The 17912-nt window shown below is 69.7% G+C and carries 19 protein-coding genes; 14 read left to right on the top strand and 5 right to left on the bottom strand.

What is annotated here, in order from left to right; genetic code table 11:
• Positions 1-92 precede the first annotated feature (92 nt).
• From folP to folK, 4 genes are read left to right on the top strand one after another with little or no spacing between them, the layout of a single operon-like run.
• Positions 93-908, top strand: a complete 816-nt coding sequence (gene folP, locus V7004_RS10825; protein ID WP_334143950.1) for a dihydropteroate synthase — start codon at positions 93-95, stop codon at positions 906-908.
• Positions 909-913: 5 nt separating this feature from the next.
• Positions 914-1414: a hypothetical protein gene (locus V7004_RS10820; protein ID WP_334143948.1), complete on the top strand. Its 501-nt coding sequence runs from the start codon at positions 914-916 to the stop codon at positions 1412-1414.
• Between the two features lie 13 nt (positions 1415-1427).
• The gene (gene folB / locus V7004_RS10815) at positions 1428-1847 is read left to right on the top strand and encodes a dihydroneopterin aldolase (RefSeq protein WP_334143947.1); all 420 of its coding nucleotides are present in this window, start codon (positions 1428-1430) and stop codon (positions 1845-1847) included.
• Positions 1847-2344 (top strand): 2-amino-4-hydroxy-6-hydroxymethyldihydropteridine diphosphokinase, encoded by a 498-nt coding sequence (gene folK, locus V7004_RS10810; protein ID WP_334143945.1) that lies wholly within the window; start codon positions 1847-1849, stop codon positions 2342-2344. The genes folB and folK overlap by 1 nt, the downstream gene beginning before the upstream one ends.
• On the opposite strand, the gene V7004_RS10805 is transcribed toward folK, so the two are convergent.
• A complete protein-coding gene (locus V7004_RS10805) occupies positions 2280-3509 on the bottom strand; it encodes a cation:proton antiporter (protein ID WP_334143944.1) in 1230 nt (409 codons plus the stop codon). The two genes, folK and V7004_RS10805, sit on opposite strands and share 65 nt — an antisense overlap.
• Complete coding sequence (locus V7004_RS10800; protein ID WP_334143942.1) at positions 3506-3982, bottom strand: cation:proton antiporter regulatory subunit; 477 nt, start codon at positions 3980-3982, stop codon at positions 3506-3508. The genes V7004_RS10805 and V7004_RS10800 overlap by 4 nt, the downstream gene beginning before the upstream one ends.
• Positions 3983-4014: 32 nt before the next feature.
• On the opposite strand from V7004_RS10800, the gene V7004_RS10795 reads away from it, so the two are divergent.
• The 9 genes from V7004_RS10795 to V7004_RS10755 all read left to right on the top strand — a co-directional run bounded on the left by V7004_RS10795 (position 4015) and on the right by V7004_RS10755 (position 12060).
• Positions 4015-4740, top strand: a complete 726-nt coding sequence (locus tag V7004_RS10795) for a Rossmann-like and DUF2520 domain-containing protein (protein ID WP_334143940.1) — start codon at positions 4015-4017, stop codon at positions 4738-4740.
• A gap of 49 nt (positions 4741-4789) precedes the next feature.
• Positions 4790-5647 carry a pantoate--beta-alanine ligase gene (gene panC, locus V7004_RS10790; protein WP_334143938.1) on the top strand — a complete coding sequence of 286 codons (858 nt, stop codon included), beginning with the start codon at positions 4790-4792 and terminating at the stop codon, positions 5645-5647.
• Positions 5648-5696: 49 nt separating this feature from the next.
• On the top strand, positions 5697-6125 hold the full coding sequence (panD, locus tag V7004_RS10785) for an aspartate 1-decarboxylase (protein WP_334143937.1): 429 nt from the start codon (positions 5697-5699) through the stop codon (positions 6123-6125).
• Between the two features lie 30 nt (positions 6126-6155).
• Positions 6156-7781, top strand: a complete 1626-nt coding sequence (gene nadB / locus V7004_RS10780; RefSeq protein WP_334143936.1) for an L-aspartate oxidase — start codon at positions 6156-6158, stop codon at positions 7779-7781.
• Positions 7778-8668 carry a carboxylating nicotinate-nucleotide diphosphorylase gene (gene nadC / locus V7004_RS10775; RefSeq protein ID WP_334143935.1) on the top strand — a complete coding sequence of 297 codons (891 nt, stop codon included), beginning with the start codon at positions 7778-7780 and terminating at the stop codon, positions 8666-8668. Before nadB ends, nadC begins: the two co-directional genes overlap by 4 nt.
• Before the next feature lie 31 nt (positions 8669-8699).
• The gene (locus tag V7004_RS10770) at positions 8700-9497 is read left to right on the top strand and encodes a type III pantothenate kinase (RefSeq protein ID WP_334143933.1); all 798 of its coding nucleotides are present in this window, start codon (positions 8700-8702) and stop codon (positions 9495-9497) included.
• Between the two features lie 12 nt (positions 9498-9509).
• On the top strand, positions 9510-10466 hold the full coding sequence (locus V7004_RS10765) for an NAD-dependent epimerase/dehydratase family protein (RefSeq protein ID WP_334143932.1): 957 nt from the start codon (positions 9510-9512) through the stop codon (positions 10464-10466).
• The gene (locus V7004_RS10760; protein WP_334143930.1) at positions 10466-11128 is read left to right on the top strand and encodes a hypothetical protein; all 663 of its coding nucleotides are present in this window, start codon (positions 10466-10468) and stop codon (positions 11126-11128) included. Before V7004_RS10765 ends, V7004_RS10760 begins: the two co-directional genes overlap by 1 nt.
• Positions 11129-11238: 110 nt before the next feature.
• Positions 11239-12060: an alpha/beta fold hydrolase gene (locus tag V7004_RS10755; protein ID WP_334143928.1), complete on the top strand. Its 822-nt coding sequence runs from the start codon at positions 11239-11241 to the stop codon at positions 12058-12060.
• Positions 12061-12153: 93 nt separating this feature from the next.
• On the opposite strand, the gene V7004_RS10750 is transcribed toward V7004_RS10755, so the two are convergent.
• The 3 genes from V7004_RS10750 to V7004_RS10740 form a co-directional block, all read right to left on the bottom strand.
• Positions 12154-13905, bottom strand: a complete 1752-nt coding sequence (locus tag V7004_RS10750) for an ABC transporter substrate-binding protein (protein WP_334143926.1) — start codon at positions 13903-13905, stop codon at positions 12154-12156.
• A 145-nt stretch (positions 13906-14050) separates the two neighbouring features.
• Complete coding sequence (locus V7004_RS10745; RefSeq protein WP_334143925.1) at positions 14051-15676, bottom strand: ABC transporter substrate-binding protein; 1626 nt, start codon at positions 15674-15676, stop codon at positions 14051-14053.
• A 91-nt stretch (positions 15677-15767) separates the two neighbouring features.
• Positions 15768-16766 (bottom strand): polyprenyl synthetase family protein, encoded by a 999-nt coding sequence (locus tag V7004_RS10740; RefSeq protein ID WP_334143924.1) that lies wholly within the window; start codon positions 16764-16766, stop codon positions 15768-15770.
• Positions 16767-16936: 170 nt separating this feature from the next.
• Between V7004_RS10740 and V7004_RS10735 the strand changes: the two genes are divergently transcribed.
• A partial coding sequence (locus V7004_RS10735; protein ID WP_334143923.1) for a Clp protease N-terminal domain-containing protein occupies positions 16937-17912 on the top strand: 976 nt, incomplete at its 3' end.

Below are 17912 nucleotides of genomic sequence, written 5' to 3'. Positions count from 1 at the left end.
GTCGAACGCGTGCTGAGGCACGCGTTCGACCTGCCAGAAGCGAAAGGGATGGGCGGAACGGGCGTGGCGGAGCGGTCGGTAGTCTCCCGGAGGTGACCAGCGAGGAACGTGTCCTTCCACTGGTGATGGGGGTGCTCAACGTGACCCCCGATTCGTTCAGCGACGGTGGGCGCTGGTGCGATCCGGACGCGGCCATCGCTCGCGGCCTCGAGCTGGTGGCCGAGGGCGCGTCGGTGGTGGATGTCGGTGGGGAGTCCACCCGCCCCGGAGCGAAGCCGGTCGACGCGCCGGAAGAGATCCGCCGGGTGGTGCCGGTGGTCGAGGCGCTGGCGCCCGTGATACGAGTCTCGATCGACACCCGCAAGGACGAGGTCGCCAGGGCGGCCGTGCGGGCGGGGGCGACACTGATCAACGATGTCTCCGCTTCCCTGTGGAGGACCGCCGCCGAGCTGGGCACGGGGTGGGTGGCGATGCACATGCAAGGAAGCCCCGAGACGATGCAGGAGTCGCCCACCTACACCGACGTGGTAGCCGAGGTCGCCACCTTCCTGGAGCAGCGCGCCGCGTTGGCGGCAAGGGCAGGCGTGAAGGAGATCTGGCTCGATCCCGGCTTCGGCTTCGGCAAGACCATGGGCCACAACCTCTCGCTCCTCCGGCACCTCGACCGGATCGTCGCCATCGGGCTCCCGGTGCTCGTCGGCCTGTCCCGCAAGGCCACCATCGGCCGCCTGCATGCCGCATCCGACCAGGCCGAGGTGCCGACCGAGTCCACCCCGCCCGTCCCCACCGACGATCGCCTCGAGGGCTCCATCGCCCTCGGCGTGTGGGCGATGGCCCAGGGGGCACGGATGATCCGGGCCCATGACGTGCTGGCCGCCGTGCACTCGGCGAAAGTCGTGGCAGCATGAGAGGCGTGGCAACGAAGGGCAAGTGGGCCCAGGGCATCCGCCCTCGGAACTTCCACTGGATCATCAAGGACCGACTCGCGGTGTGCGAGCGCCCCGGCGGCTACGGCGACAACCACCGGCGGGTGCGCCGGCAGGAGGAGATCATCTGGATCCGCGAGCAGTCCTTCACCACGGTCATCTCGCTGATCCCCGCGCCCCACAACCTGCACAACTACGACGAGCTCGGGGTGGCGTGGCGGCACCGGCCCTTCGCGGCGACCGACGACCCGCATGCGCTGCTCACCAAGCTCTACCCGGAGCTCGAGGAGCTCGTCGGCAGCAGCTCCAAGGTGCTGATCCACCAGGAGGAGCTCGGTGACCGGGTGTGCGGTCTCGTCGCCGGGTTCCTGTTGTGGAACGGCCTCATCGACACCGGACCGCGAGCCATCCAGGTGGTGGAGCAGATCACCCAGCGCCAGATGGGGCCGGTCGGTCGTGAGCTGGTCACCGTGGCGCTCGACCTCTAGCGTTCCCGCCTTCATGGACATCTCCTCGAACCGCGGCGGTCGCCGTGGCCGGCCGCTGCCCGACCTTCACCAGGTGCCGGACCGCATCGAGATCCGCGGGTTGCGAGCCTTGGGCGTGTGCGGGGTGCTCCCGGAGGAGCAGCAGCGCCCGCAACCCCTGGAGGTCGACCTGGTCATCGAGGCCGACCTCGCGGCGGCAGGGGCCACCGACGACCTCGCCGACACGATCGACTACGCGGTGACGATCGAGGCGGTCGAGCGCGTCGTGGCGACCGAGCGGTTCCGGCTCCTCGAGCGGCTCGCGACCCGTCTCGCGGAGGTGGTGCTGGCCGACGAACGGGTCTCGGCGGTCGAGGTGGTGGTTCGCAAGCTCCGACCACCGGTCGCACACCAGGTCGACACCACCGGTGTGCGCATCGTGCGGGGCCGTTGATGCGCGCCTATCTGGGGCTCGGCTCGAACGTCGGCGACCGTTGGGCACACCTGCGGGATGCGGTGCACTCGTTGGAGGGGCTCGGTCCGGTGAGGCTCTCGAACGTGTACGAGACCGATCCGGTGGGTGGCCCTCCCGGTCAAGGTTCCTACCTGAACCTGGTCGTGGAGCTCGACACCGACGCCTCAGCCCGAGAGCTGCTGGGGATCTGCCATCGCCTCGAGTCCGCTGCCGGCCGGGTGCGCCACGAGCGGTGGGGTCCGCGCACCCTCGACGTCGACATCCTCTGGATGGAGGCCGGTCCGGTCGACGAGCCCGACCTGCAGGTCCCGCACCCGAGGATGTCCGAGCGACGGTTCGTCATGGCACCGTTGGCTGAGCTGGCGCCCGATCTGGTCCCCCCCGACTGGCAGGACCGGGCTGAGGGTCGGGTCAGCGTCGTAGGTTCGCTCTGGCCATCTCGCGGTGCTGGCGCCGCTCCAGGACCGCCGCGGTGACGGGGTCCGCGAGGCGGGTGACGAGCGGGCCCGCCACCGCCAGGATCAGCACGTAGGCAGCGGCCAGCGAACCGAGGTCGGTGGTCAGTCCCGCCGACACGGCCAAGCCGGCGATGATGATCGAGAACTCACCGCGGGCGATCAGGGCGGTGCCGGCCCGCACCCGGCCTCGGGTGGCGATGCCCGCCCGCCGAGCGCTCCACCAGCCCGTGTACACCTTCGTCACCGCGGTGACCAGTGCCAGCCCGGCGGCCGCGGGGAGCACGGTCACGATCGACGCGGGATCGATCTGGAAGGTGAAGAAGACGAAGAACACGGCCGCGAACACGTCGCGTACCGGCGACAGGATGTTGGCCGCGTTGCGGGCGGCTTCACCGCCGATCGCGATGCCCACGAGGAAGGCTCCCACGCCCGCGGAGATCTCCAGACGGTCGGCCAGCCCCGCGATGAGCAGCGCCAGCCCGAGGATGCTGAAGAGCAGCACTTCGTCGGAGCGGCTGAACAGCACCTTGCTGATCAGGTCGCTGTAGCGGAACGCCACCACGAGGGCGACGGCCACCGCCACCACCGCGATCGCCAGCGACACGGTGAGCGATGTCATAGTGCCGCCGATGACCAGCGTGGCGATGAGCGGAAGGTAGATCGCCATGCCGAGATCCTCGATGACCAGGATCGAGAGAATCGTGGGCGTCTCTCGGTTGCCGAGCCGGCCCAGATCACCGAGCGTCTTGGCGATCACCGTCGAGGACGAGATGTAGGTCACGCCGCCCAGGAACAGTGCTTCGGTCATCGACCAGCCGAACCACAGCCCTGCGAGCACGCCCGGGGCGAAGTTCAAGGCCGCGTCGAGGGCCCCGGATCGTCCGTGCACCCGGATGTTGTCGAGAAGCTCGTCACCCGTGTACTCGAGACCGAGGAGCAGGAGCAGCATCACCACCCCGATCTCGGCCCCGACCGCGATGAAGTCGTCGATAGCGCTCAGAGAGACGACGCCCCCGTTGCCGATCGCCAGACCAGCCAGGAGGTACAGGGGAATGGCGGAGATGTCGAGACGGCTCGCTACCCGTGCCAGCGCGGCGACGCCGATGAAGACGGCGCCGAGTTGGAGGAGGACGACCGCGTTGTCCTCGGTGGCTGACGCGAGGAGGGCTGCCAGAGCGGTCACGAGCCGAGCAGTCGCGACGCCTCGGCGAGACCCTCCGCGGTCCCCACGATCACCACGGTGTCGTTCGGCCGGAGCTCGTCATCAGGCCCTGGCGAGGGGATGGCCTCGTCACCGCGGATGATGGCGATGATCGAGGCACCGGTGCGTTGACGCATCTCGGTGGAGCCGATCGTGCGAGGTTCGAAGCTGGGAGCGAGTGGCAGCCAGTCGATGGCGAGGCCCTCGACCTCGCTCACCAGCGATGTGAGCTGCTCGTTGATACGCGAGCCGCCGAGCAGTTCGCCGAGGGTGCGGCTCTCGTCGACGGAGAGCTCGACCCTCGATCGCACCGCGTCCGGATCGTCCCGGTCGTAGATGATGAGCTCCCGCCGGCCCGAGTGGCGGGTGATGACTCCGACCCGTTGGCCGCCGAGGCACTCGAAGTCATAGCGGATGCCTACACCCGGCAGGCGGGTCTCGTTGACGTCGGCCATGCTCCATTCTGACCGACCGCTATCGTCCGATCGTGCCCAGCCTCCGCGTGATCGGTCCGGGTCGAGCCGGGGGGAGTCTGCGCGCCGCGCTGGTCGGCGTGGGTTGGCGCGATGCCGGTGCGTTGGGCCGGTTCGACGATCGCTCGGATGCCGCACAGGACGTCGACCTGCTCGTGATCGCGACCCCGGACGCGACCGTGGCCCACGTGGCCGCCGAGGTCCGGCCGGCTGCCGGCACGGTCGTGTGCCACCTCGCGGGCTCGCTGGGTCTGGAGGTCCTCGCGCCCCATCCCCGCCGGGCGGCGCTGCACCCGCTGGTCGCGATGCCGAACGCCGAGGTCGGCGCGGCGCGGCTGCGTTCCGGGGCCTGGTTCGCGATCGCTGGCGATCCGATGGTCGAGCAGATCGTCGCCGATCTGGGCGGCCGTTCCTTCCGGGTGGCCGACGAGCACCGCAGCGCCTACCACGCGGCCGCGGTGATCGCGTCGAACCACCTCGTCGCGCTGCTCGGGCAGGCGGAGCGGGTGGCGCGGCTCGCGGGTGTGCCGCTCGAGGCGTACCTCGACCTCGTGCGCATGACCGTCGACAACGTGGCCGAGCTCGGCCCTGCAGCCGCCCTGACCGGCCCGGCGGCGCGAGGCGACTGGGCGACCATCCACCGCCACCTGGCGGCGCTCCCCGAGGACGAGCGGGAGACCTACGAGGTGATGGTGAAAGCGACGCGCCGGCTGGTCGACGACTCCGGCGCCGGCGCCTGACCGGTCTCCTCGTTTCAGCCGCTCGGTCACCCTGTGACACGCTTCGCCCGTGGAGGTTCACGAGACCATCGCCTCGATCCGCCAGTCGCTGCTCGAGCAGCGCCAGGCCGGGCGCAGCGTCGGGTTCGTGCCCACGATGGGGTACCTGCATGATGGGCACCTGTCACTCATGGCCCGATCGCGTGCGGAGTGCGACGTGACCGTGGTGAGCATCTTCGTGAACCCACTCCAGTTCGCCCCGAACGAGGATCTGAGCACCTATCCGCGGGACCTCGATCGGGATCTCGCCAGGTGCCGGAGGATCGGGGTCGACGCGGTGTTCGCACCTGATGCAAGCGAGATGTACCCGGAGCAGATCCTCACGTCGGTCTCGGTGGCCGAGCTGAGCTCGACGATGGAGGGTGCTGTGCGCCCAGCGCATTTCACCGGGGTGGCGACGGTGGTTACCAAGCTGTTCAACATCGTGGGGCCGTGTCGCGCCTACTTCGGGGAGAAGGACTACCAGCAGCTCGCCATCGTGCGGAAGATGGCTCGCGACCTCGACCAGCCGGTCACGGTGGTGGGGTGTCCGATCGTGCGTGAACCTGACGGGTTGGCGATGTCGAGCCGCAACGTCTACCTCGATGAGGACGAGCGCGCCGCCGCCCCGGTGCTGCACCGTGCGTTGCAGGCGGGAGCCGCGACCATCCTCGCCGGTGAGCGCAGCGCGCCTGCCGTGCGGCATCTGATGGCCGGCATCGTGGAGGCCGAGCCGTTGGCGCGGCTCGACTACGCCGAGGTGGTCGACGCGGCCACGCTGCGACCGGTCGATCCGCTGGCGGGATCGGTGCGCCTGTTGGTGGCCGCCCGGTTTGGCAGGACGCGCCTGTTGGATAATCTTGGGGTCGACGTCCCCGCCAGGGGGTGAGCCCACGCACGGCGACTGCATCGCAGCGCCAAGCCAACAGGGAGTCCAGATGCGCAGGCGCATGATGAAGTCGAAGATCCACCGGGCGCGGGTCAGCGACGCCAATCTCCACTACGTCGGTTCCATCACGCTCGACACCGAGCTCATGGCCCTGGCGGACATCCGGGAGTGGGAACAGGTGCAGGTGGTCGACATCGACAACGGCGCCCGTTTCGAGACCTACGCCATCCCTGGTGGCCCTGGTGACGTGTGCCTGAACGGCGCGGCGGCGCGGCTGGTGCAGCCTGGTGACCGGGTCATCATCATCACCTATGCCGACTACGACGAGGCTGAGCTGGAGCACTTCGCCCCGAAGGTCGTGCACGTCGACGCCGCCAACCGGCCGGTCGACGAACTGACGGCCAAGGCCCTGGCCGCCGATGCGGGGCCCGGGCCGGTGCGCTACCAGGAGATCCCCGCCGAGCTCGTCTCGCCCTGACCCGTCTCACGCCTCGCCCGGGACGCTCCCATGACGACCGAGCCGCTCGATCTGCTCGTGCTCGGCAGCGGGGTGGCGGGACTCTCGGCCGCGGTCCGCGCCGCGGAGATCCACGGGATGCGGGTGGGCGTGCTCACGAAAGGCGAGCTGCACCAGGCCACCACTCGTTGGGCGCAGGGTGGGGTAGCGGCGGTCCTCCACGATGACCCCGATTCCACTGACCTGCATCTCGCCGACACCCTGGCTGCCGGCGCCGGGCTCTGCGATGCCGACGCGGTGCGGGTGTTGGTGGACGAAGGCCCTGGTCGAGTCCACGAGCTGATCGCGCTCGGTGCCATGTTCGACCGGGACGAGCACGGTCGGCTGGCGTTGGCCCGTGAGGGTGGCCACAGCGTGCCTCGGGTGGTGCACGCCGGAGGGGCGGCGACGGGTGCCGAGATCGAGCGGGCTCTGGTCGACGCCGTGCACCGCACGGCTGCGGTCCTCCACGAGAACACCTTCGCCCTCGAGTTGCTGGTCGACGATGGCCGCTGTGTGGGCATCGAGGCCCTCGCCCCCGATGGCGGGCGGTACCAGCTGAGGGCGAACAACGTCCTGCTCGCCACCGGAGGCGCGGGGCAGCTGTTCGCGGTCACCACGAATCCGCTCGAGGCGACCGGTGACGGCATCGCCATGGCGTTGCGAGCCGGGGTGGCGGTGGCCGACATCGAGTTCGTGCAGTTCCACCCGACGGCGCTGCACCATCCCAGCATGCCGCGCCCGCTCCTGTCGGAAGCGTTGCGGGGACATGGTGCGCTGCTGCGCGACGCCAACGGTGAGCGCTTCGTCGACGAGCTGTTGCCGCGGGACGAGGTCACCCGGGCGGAGACCACCCGCATGCTCGAGCAGGGTGTGGACCACCTGTGGCTCGATGCGACGGGTCTCGAGAACTTCGAGCTGCGGTTCCCGACCATCGCCGCGGATCTTCGTGCTGCCGGCCTCGATCCGGCCAGGGACTGGTTACCGATCGCCCCGGCTGCGCACTACCTGTGTGGGGGTGTCATCACCGATCTGGACGGAGCGTCGTCACTGGGAGGGTTGTGGGCAGCGGGTGAAGTCGCCTGTAGCGGTGTGCACGGAGCGAACCGGCTCGCCAGCAACTCGCTGCTCGAGGGAATGGTGTTCGCGTTCCGGGTGGTCGAGGCGATCGAGCAGGGCAAGGTCGAGGCGGAGGCCACCGGTGCCATGCGGGCGGTTCTCGACGGGGACGGGTCGCCTGGGGTGATCCGCGGCCGTCCTGTCGATGAGCCGAGCTTCGACGTGGACGGTGGGGACGCAACGGAGGTGTTCGAACCTGCCGGGCTGACTCGGCTTCGCGACCGGCTTCAGCGGCGGATGACGGAGCTCGCGGGCGTGATCCGCACCGGTTCGTCGTTGCAGGCGGCGATGAAGGAGGCAACCGCTGCGGCGGGTGCTGTGTCGCGGCGCGCTGGCTCGCCGGCAGCCGCCGAGTTGCGGAACCTCGCCCGCCTCGCGCACGCGATGTCGTTCGCGGCGCTGGTCCGTGAGGAGAGCCGGGGGGCGCACACCCGCCAGGACTTCCCCGAGCGAGACGACCAGCGGTTCCGCTCGCGGCTCGTCCTCAGGCCGCCGGTGAGCCAGGCTGGTGCGGCATGAGTCTCGAGTGCCACCCACCTCGGGTTGCCGTCGCCGATGCCGTGCAGCGCGCGCTCGTCGAGGATCTCACCCCGCTCGGCGACCTCACCTCCTCGCTGCTGCCTGCGGACCTTCGGGCGTCCGCCGCCTTCGTTCCCCGCCGGGACGGTGTCCTCGCGGGTCGCTCGTGCGCTGAGGAGACGTTCCGTCAGGTCGATGCGAGCGTGGAGGTGTCCTGGTATGCCGACGACGGCGATCAGCTCAGCGCCGGCATGCCGTTCGCCACCGTCGAGGGACGTCTGGCCTCGATCCTGACGGCGGAGCGCACCGCGCTGAACTTCCTCGGTCACCTTTCGGGAATCGCCACGCAGACCCGGCGTTTCGTCGACGCGGTGGCCGCCACCGGCTCGGCCACGAAGGTCTGGGACACTCGCAAGACCACACCCGGGCTACGGGCGCTCGAGAAGGCCGCGGTCCGCGCTGGCGGCGGCGCCAATCACCGAGGGAACCTCTCGGACTGGATCCTCCTCAAGGACAATCACCTCGCCCTGATGGGCGTCAGTGCTGCCATCCACCAGGCACGCATCCGCTGGCCCGGCCGCACCGTCCACGTCGAGTGCGACCATCTCGAACAGGTCGAAGAAGCGCTGGCCGCCAGGGCCGACGCGCTGCTCCTCGACAACATGACGCCCGAGCAGGTCGCCGACTGCGTGGTGGCCGCCGACGTGCACGTGGCCCGGCACGGTGGCCGCCGGCCGCTGCTCGAGGTCTCTGGCGGCATCACGCTGGACAGCATCGTCAGTTACGCCGTGCTCGGCGTCGACTGCATCTCGGTCGGGGGCATCACCAACTCGGCACCGGTCCTCGACATCGGCCTCGACATCGGCCAGACCGGACGGACGGCCTGAGGGACGGCCCGAGGAACGGAAAGGAGCTCTCGTGCTGCTCGCCATCGACGCCGGCAACACCCAGACCGTGGTGGGGCTCTATGAGCTCGACGACGCGGGTTCGGCGGCAGGCCGCCGTCCGGAAGACGGCCTGCTCGATCACTGGCGCATCGCCTCCCAGGCCGATCGCACCTCCGACGAGATGGCGGTGCTGCTGCAGGGGTTCCTCGCGTTCCGAGGTCACTCGCTCGACGACATCGATGGTGTGGCCATCTCGTCGGGTGTGCCGCGGATCACTGCCACCTTGCGCGATCTGGCCGACGCCTACCTCGACTTCGACCCGGTGGTGATCGAGCCTGGTGTGCGGACGGGTATCGCCATCCAGTACGAGAACCCGAAGGAAGTCGGCGCGGACCGCATCGCGAACGCTGTCGGTGCCTACGACCTCTACGGCGGGCCGACGATCATCGCCGACTTCGGCACCGCCACCACCTGCGATGCGGTCTCCGCCAACGGCGAGTATCTCGGCGGCGCCATCGCTCCCGGCATCGAGATCAGCATGGATGCGCTCGTCGGCCGGGCGGCGGCCTTGCGGGCCGTCGAGCTGCGCGAGCCTCGGCACGTGCTCGGCAAGAGCACGGTCGAGTCGATCCAGTCCGGCGCGGTGTACGGCTTCGCCGCGCAGGTGGATGGGCTCTGCGACCGGATCCAGGAGGAGCTGGGGGACTGCACGATCGTCTCGACGGGCGGGCTGGCGGACCTCATCACCCCCCTGTCACGACGTATCCAGCACGTCGAGCCTTGGCTCACCTTGCACGGCTTGCGTTTGGTGTACGAGAAGAACGCCTAGAGTCGGCGCGGCATGCGCGTCTTCATCACCGGCATGGGTGGCGAGCTCGGCACCGCCGTCGCTCAGCTCGTCGAGGACGACCCTTCGGTCGAAGCCGTCGCCGGGGCTGATCTCTTCCCCCCTCGCCGGCGGCTCGATCGGGCGGAGTTCCACCGCATCGATCCGCGCAACCGACAGCGGATGTCCGCGGTCATCCGGGCCTTCGCGCCGACGGCCCTGCTCCACCTGGGCGTCTACGAGCCCTATTCCCGAAGCAGCCCCCGGGCAGCGGTGGCGCGTACCGCGGCGGGAACGGCGGTGGCACTCGAGGCTGCGCTCGCCGGTGGCCGGCTTGATCGGGTGGTCGTGCGCAGCGGCATCGAGGTGTACGGGCGGCAGCGTGGCGCCCCGCTGCATCCCGACGAGGAGGTGCCACCCGCGCCCACGTCGGCCTTCGGGCACACGATGCTGCATGTCGAGCAGGTCAGCGGCGAGGCCGGCAGGCGGGTCGGAGCTGCTGTCGCGGTGTTGCGCTTCGCGCCGATCGTGGGCCCTCACGTTCCCAGCCCGCTCGGCCGCCTCCTGCGGCTGCCTGCCGTGCCGTTCTCTCCGCTCGCCGACCCAGTCTTCTCGGTCGTGCACCAGCACGACGTGGCTGCGACCTTCGTCGCGGCGATGCACCAGCGGTTCCACGGTCCGCTCAACGTCGTCGGCCCGGGCGCGGTCACGGCGTCGCAGGCCGCGCGGCTGGGGGGCCGGGCGCCGGTGCCGGTCGCCGGCTCGGGTTGGCGGGTCGCTCGCGCTCTGGCTCGGCTGGCGGGCGCACCGGTGCCGGACCACGTGCACGAGCTGCTGGTGCGGGGCCGCACTGCTGATGGCAGCCGGGTCACCGGGATGCTCGGCATCCGGCTCCTTCACCACACCCCCGAGGTGGTCCGGCAGCTCTACGCGTGGGAGCCCATCGACTACCTGCGCTCCACGGCGGCCTGATGGAGGAGCTGCTCATCCCCGCGCCGTTGGCCGAGATCGACCCGGACCGGCAGGACCTGTCCTACCCGGCGCTCGTCTCCCGCCGCTTCGCCGGCACCTTCCCCGTCGATGAGTGGGGCTTCGATCGTGACCTGACCCTGGTCCTCGCACCGTTCGCGAACCTGCTGCCCCGACCTCGCCTGCTCGGAGCGGCTCGGGTGCCCGAGGTCGGTCCCGCGCTCGTCATCACCGATCGCTGGGTGGGACTGGCGGGCCGGATGGTGCTCGCGACCCTGCTGGCGGGCGCGACGGGTCGCCCGGTGCGGTTTGCCGGTGTCCCGGACGTGGCGCCGGTCGGCCCGCTCCTGCGGCGTCTCGGGGGCGTGCCTGGGAACCTCCACGATCTGCGGAGCCTGCTGCGCGCGGGACAGGTGGTGGTCAGCTCGTGCGGATTCGATCCCCGCCAGCCGTTCGGCGCCGGTCGTCCACCGGAAGCCGTGCTGGCGGTGGCGATGTCGATGGGGGCGCCGGTCGTGCCTGCTGGTGTGGCTAGCTGCCTTCCGGGCCAGTTCAGCCAGGTCACGCTGCACGAACCCGTGCGAACGAGCGGCGAGTCAGCGCCGGGCACGGTCGAGCAGCTCGTGGTGCTCCTGGCCCAGCGCTGGGCAGCATCGCCCACCTGACGCTCACCTGCCAGAACGGAAGGGTCGTCGAGGTCGGGTCGCCGGAGAGCGATGTCGAAGGTGACGGTCGTGTCACTGAACGGTGTTCGTGGCTCGCTACCATCGGCCACATGCCGTTCGCACAGGCGCCGGATGGGACCCGCATCCACTACGAGGTGTTCGGCGATCCCCGGGGCGAACCCTTGGTGATGATCCAGGGCCTCGGCGCCGACCGGCGGGGCTGGATCCGCCAGCGCCGGGCCTTCGGTTCGCGGTTCCGGTGCGTCGTGCTCGACAACCGGGGAGTGGGCCGATCCGACAAGCCGGCCGGCCCCTACGACCTCGAGGTGATGGCCGCCGACGTGGTGGCCGTGCTCGACGCACTCGGTCTCGACACCGTGCACGTGATGGGAGCGTCGATGGGTGGCGTCCTCGCGCAGATCGTGGGCGTTCGCCACGCCGAGCGCGTTCGATCGCTGGTGCTCGCCTGCACCGCCTGCCGGCACCTGGCCTGGCGGCGCGAACTCCTGGCGGAATGGGCTTCCATCGCGTCGGTCCGGGGGATGCGCGCCCTCGTCGACGAAGCCGGCCAGTGGCTCATCGGTCCCCGCTCGAGGCATCGCTTCCGGCCCCTGGTCGGGATGATCGGCCCCCTGGCCCTGCAGGTGGCGCCGGAGAGCTTCGTGGCCCAGATCGAGGCCATCCTGGCCCTCGACGACGGCGTGCGCTTCGAACTGCGAGCCGTGCAGGTGCCGACCCTCGTACTCGTCGGCAGCCAGGACATCCTCACCCCGGTCGCTGACAGCGAGGAGATCTGCTCGCTGGTGCCCGGCGCGCAGCTCGAGGTGATCGGCGGGGCCGCTCACGGCTTCAACTTCGAGAACGCAGGGGCGTTCAACCGGGCCGCACTCGACTTCCTCCAGCGCGCCGTGACCCGGGTGGGATCCGTCTGATCGGGCGCGGAGCGCCGGACCGAGACCGCCGCCGGCACGCGGAGCGGCCCGGCACCGAGATGCCGGGCCGCGTTCGAGCGCTGACCGAGCAGATCAGCGACTGATCCAGAGCCCCGTGATGTAGGGCTTGGGCATGAAGTTGCCCCAGGGCAGCACCCGGAACCAGTTGAGGCCCTTGATGTTCTTCTCCGCGATCAGTGCGTAGGGAGTGTCGAAGAGCCACACGTCGATGACCTGCGCGTTGCGGTCTCGAGAGAGCTGCTGATAGGCCTCGCGGCGCTTCGTGCGGTCGGTCTCGACCCGTCCGTACCGCAGGGCGTTCTCGGTGACATCGCTGTAGTACTGGCTGAAGTTGATGATGATCCCGCCCTTGGCGGTCTCCTGGGCCCAGAACACGTACTGGGAGTCCGGGTCGGGGTACCCGTAGTTGCGGAACATCGCCGCTTGGAAGTCGCCCTGGGTCAGCTTGATGATGTAGGCGGTCTGCTCGATCGTCTCGAGCTGGGCCTCGATGCCGACCTGGCGCCACATCTCCTGCAGCTCCTGCATCAGGGTCAGCTCCTCGACCGGGGGGAGCCCGATGAGCTTGAACCGCAGGGCGGACTGACCGGTCTGGGCCTTGTATGCCTCGATCTCCTCCCGGGCCTTCTGTGGGTCGTAGGCCGGGTATCCCGTCTCGTCCGGGGGCACGCCGCCCCACCGGGAGGTCTCACTGAACGGCGAGGTGTCCGACCGGACATCCTCACCGGAAGAGACCTGATCGACGATCTTCGCCCGGTCGGTGGCATAGGCCAGCGCCCGGCGGGCATGCACGTTGTCGAACGGTGGCTTGCTCGTGCTGAGCATCACGAAGGTCTTCTCGGAGTTGTAGTCCTTCACCACCTGGAAGCGGTCCTTCATCGTCGAGACGTCGACCGCTCGAGTGCTCATGATCATGTTCACGTCGCCGGAAGCCAGCGCGTTGGCCCGCTGCTGGGGGTCGACGATTGGGCGGAACTCCATGGCATCCAGGTAGGGGCCGTTGCGCTGTCCCAAGGGCACGCCCACCTCGGCGCACAGCTTCTTGACCGAGTCCTCAGGGTTCGGGAGCGCACAGGGCCCACCCCAGTAGTCCTCGAAGGCCCGCACCTTCACGCTGTCATCCTGCTTCCAGCTCTCGAAGCGGAACGCACCGGTGCCCACGGGCGAGCTCTGCCCCTTGTCTTCTTTGGCCAGCATGGACGGCGCCATCACGAAGCCGACCGGACCGGCCAGGACGTTGAGGAACGCGGACCACGGCTCGGTGGTGACCACCCGGAAGGTGTAGGTGTCGATCACGTCGACGGACTGCACCATGGGACCGAGGGCGACGCGGGAGAGGCCGTCCCGGATCGCGAGGAGGATGCCGTCAACCACGGCCTTGGCGGTCATCTCCGTGCCGTCGTGGAACTTGATGCCCTGGCGGATCTTGACCGTCCAGCGGGTCAGGACTTCGTTGATGTCACCACTCTCGGAGAGGTCGTTCGCCGACGCGCTCTCCGCCAGCCACGGCACGATGTTCTGGTCGGCGTCGTAGACGAAGAGCGGCTCGAGGAACGAAGAGCCGACGAACTCGCCGGCGTCGGCCCACTGCGCGAGGGCCGGGTTCCAGCCGTTGGTCTCCGCGGTGACGGCGAAGATCACCTTGCCGCCTTGTTGGGGCTGGCCTTCCTGGGTGATGCCGGCCTCGACGGCAGGAGTGGTCGATGCCGTGTCCGAGGCGTTCTTCTGATCGCCTCCACAGGCCGCTGCCAGCAACAGCAGCGCTAGGAGGACGGCGGCCACCGGCTGGCCCCGTCGTCGCGTCTGGAGGTCGTTGCCCACCATGTGCCCTCCCATCCCGGGTCGCCCACCGATCGTCCCCCGGTGGCCCGGCCCTCGTTCGAGCGGCCCCAGGCCGCTCCCCGTCATCCTCTACGTCGGCCGCCGGGGGCCGAAGTTGAAGCCCATCGCGTCAACTTGCATCCACCTGTCATGACCGCAGCCAGATCGCAGGCCACCACGGCTTGCCGTCCTGGCGGGCGAACCCCAGCCGCTGCGGCGCGGAGAGGCCCCCGACGTTCGCCCTGGCTGCCAGGCCCCAGTCGTTGTGGTACAGCCACACGAAGGCCACCTCGTCGTTGATGGCCCGAACGGCTTGTTTGATCTCGGCAGTGCGCTGGTCGGGGTCGGCGGTGGCGCGGGCGGTGTCCAGGGCACGGTCGACGGCGCTGCTCCTCAGACCACCGAAGTTGATGCCACCGGACGGATCGGCGTAGCTCGAGTGCCAGAAGATGTAGTTGGAGTCGGGGTTGACGTACGCGAAGTTCCGGAACATTGCTGCCTGGAACTGCCCGCCGAACACCTGAGCCAGGAAGGCTCCCTGCTCCAGGACCTCGATCGAGACCTGCATCCCGAGGGCGGTCCACTGTGCTTGCAGCAGCTCGGCTTCGGCCTTCTGCTGGTTGGAGCTCGGGGTGGTGATGGTGAACACCAGGGGCTGACCGGTCTGTTCGGTGTAGGTGGCGATCTCCTCGCGGGCGCGCTCGAGGTCGTAGCTCGGGTAGCCCGAATCCTCGAGGAAGTAGCGCTCGTCCTCCGTGTAGGGCTGGTCCGCGTCCTTCTGGATCCCCCCACCGACCGCGTCGTTGATCGCTTGGCGGTTGGTGGCGTGGGCGAGGGCCCTGCGGGCGTGGACGTTGTCGAAGGGAGGCTTTGCGAGGTTGAGCATGGCGAAGGTCTCTTCGGCGGCGAAGTCCTCGACCTGCACGATCCCGGAGGTGGATCGGAATTTCTTCACCGACTCCGGATCCTGGGTGAGGATGAGGTCGACGTCGCCGGCTTCCAGCGCCGCCGCACGGCTGGTCTGGTCGACGATCGCCCGGAACTCGATGCCGTCCAGGTGGGCTTTCGGGCCCCAGTAGGTCTCGTTCCGGGTGACCCGGATCGGATCACCCGGTCGCCATGGACCGGCCTGCTTGAACGGCCCGGTGCCGATGGCCACGGTCGAGTCGTTGGCCTGGATCGCGGCGGGAGCGGCCATGTACCCACCCTGGGCGGCGACCGTGTAGTCGTAGCCGAACCAGGGGGTGTTCATCCGCACCTCGACCGTGAGCGGGTCGACCACCACGACCTCGCGGATCGGTTTGAGGGCGGTCCCGGTGATGGGAACGGCGCGGCGGGCGTCGATGTTGATCTTCACCGCGGCCGCGTCGAACGGCGAGCCGTCGTGGAAGACGACGTTGGGCCGCAGCTTGATAGTCCACACGGTGCCGTCGTCGTTCGGCGTCATGGATTCGGCGAGGTGCGGTACCAGGTTGCGCTCCTCGTCGAAGGTCATGAGGGTGTCGTAGATCGACGAGGCGATGAGGTTGCCCTCCAGCGACCACCGGGCGGTGATCGGCAGCAGGCCGTCGGGTTCGGCGCCCACGGCCACCTTGAGCGTGCCGCCTGGGGTGGGTGGACCCTCCTCCACGGGGGCCGCCTGGTTGACGGTCCCCGCCGGTCCCTCCCCTTCGTCTCCGGAGCCACCACACGCGGTGGTGAGCAGCAGCAAGGCCGCCACCACGGCGAGCAGGTGCGCGAACGGCCTCACCGAGGGATGTCGCGAGTCGGTCATCTCGGCCCCTTCCCCCCAAGATCTGATAGTCCGTCAGACTGGGGCCGACTCTAGCCCGATCGACCCGCCCGGTCCGGGCAGGTCGGGGCCGCTAGCTCGCGATGGCTGCCACCGAGTCCAGGAGGTGCCGCGCCGCGGCGCCCAGCGCCTCGGCTGATTCGCTGGCGCCGAACGGTTCGAGCGCCCCCAGGGCCGACTCCACGTACCGGCGGGCCGTGCCGAGCGCACCGTCGACCGCGCCGTTCGATCGGACGAGTTCCCGCGCCGTCGCCAGGTCGGACGGTGCCAGTGGCCGGCCGAGCAGCTGGCCGAGCCGGCTGGCGGCGCGACCCCCCTCGGCGAGGGTGCGGATGACCGGCAGGGTGTACACGCCCTCGAGCAGGTCGTGGCCTGCGGGTTTGCCGAGCTCTTCGTCCGTGGCGACCACGTCGAGCACGTCGTCGACGATCTGGAAGGCCATGCCGAAGTCCCGACCGAAGCTGGTCAGGTGCTCGACATCGTCGCGGGGCAGCCCGGCCACCAATCCGCCGACCCGGCAGGCGGTCGCGAGCAGCGAGGCGGTCTTGCCCTCGATGGACGCGAGGTAGGCGGTCTCGGTGCGCGCCACGTCAAAGGTGTGCTGGAGCTCGAGCACCTGGCCCTCGCACAGCCTGCCGATCGTGGACGCCAACAGTCCGGCTACCTCCGTGCCCAACGATGCGGCGATCTCCGAGGCCTTGGCGAGCAGGTAGTCGCCGGCCAGGATCGCCTTGAGGTTCCCCCACCGGGCGTTCACGCTCTCAACCGTCCGCCGGGTGGTGGCATCGTCCATCACGTCGTCGTGGTACAGCGAGCCCAGGTGTACGAGCTCCACCGACACCGCTCCGAGGATCACCTCCTGCGCTGCGGGTTCGAGCTGCGGTCCCCGGATGCCGGCGGCGGTCACGGTGAACGCTGGCCGGACCCGCTTCCCCCCAGCCCGGATGAGGTGGCTGGCGACCTCCGTGAGGAACGGGTCCTCGGAGCGCACGGACGCGACCAGCTCCTCCTCGACTCGGGCCAGATCGGCCTGCAGGACGGGTAGGCGGAGGAGCGGGCTCGGTGTCGCCACGACTCGACGATAGGCCCGCCACTGGCCGATCCCGAAACCCGCGTGGTCGCGGATCCCGAAGCTGGTCCGGGCGGCGATCCGACACCCGCCAGGTGCTGGGGCGCCCCGTGCGATCCCGGGGTGGCTGGTTACACTTGATTCACCGTTCCCTCTCCAGGGAGGCACTCCCTTTGTTCGAACGATTCACCGATCGGGCCCGCCGAGTCGTCGTCTTGGCACAGGAGGAGGCGCGCCTGCTCAACCACAACTACATCGGCACCGAGCACATCCTGCTCGGCCTGATCCACGAGGGCGAAGGGGTCGCCGCGAAGGCCCTCGAGTCCCTCGGCATCTCACTCGAGGCCGTGCGCAGCCAGGTCGAGGAGATCATCGGCCAGGGTGGTTCCTCACCGAGCGGGCACATCCCCTTCACGCCCCGGGCCAAGAAGGTCCTCGAGCTGTCGTTGCGTGAGGCGCTGCAGCTCGGTCACAACTACATCGGCACCGAGCACATCCTCCTCGGCCTCATCCGTGAGGGCGAGGGGGTGGCGGCCCAGGTGCTGGTGAAGCTGGGTGCCGACCTCTCCCGGGTGCGGCAGCAGGTGATCCAGCTCCTGTCCGGGTATGCGGGCCCGGGCGGCCAGGAGAAGGCCGGCGCCACCACCGGCGGCAGCGGCGAGCAGACCCCCTCCGGTTCGCTGGTGCTCGACCAGTTCGGCCGTAACCTCACGCAGCTGGCCCGGGAGAAGAAGCTCGACCCGGTGATCGGCCGTGAGCGCGAGACCGAACGGGTGATGCAGGTCCTGTCGCGCCGGACCAAGAACAACCCGGTCCTCATCGGCGAGCCGGGCGTCGGCAAGACGGCGATCGTCGAGGGCCTCGCCCAGGCGATCGCGGCCGACAACGTCCCGGAGACCCTGCACAACAAGCAGCTCTACACCCTCGACCTGGGGGCGCTCGTGGCCGGGTCCCGCTACCGCGGCGACTTCGAGGAGCGCCTGAAGAAGGTCCTGAAGGAGATCAAGACCCGCGGCGACATCATCCTGTTCATCGACGAGCTGCACACCCTCGTCGGTGCGGGCGCGGCCGAGGGTGCCATCGACGCGGCCTCGATCCTCAAGCCGATGCTGGCCCGCGGCGAGCTGCAGACGATCGGCGCCACCACGC

This window comes from Rhabdothermincola sp. (assembly GCF_036846205.1).
In the GTDB taxonomy this organism is placed as follows: domain Bacteria; phylum Actinomycetota; class Acidimicrobiia; order Acidimicrobiales; family Acidimicrobilacustridaceae; genus Rhabdothermincola.
Note: the sequence above shows the minus strand (reverse complement) of the source record. Positions and strands in the feature narration are given on the sequence as shown.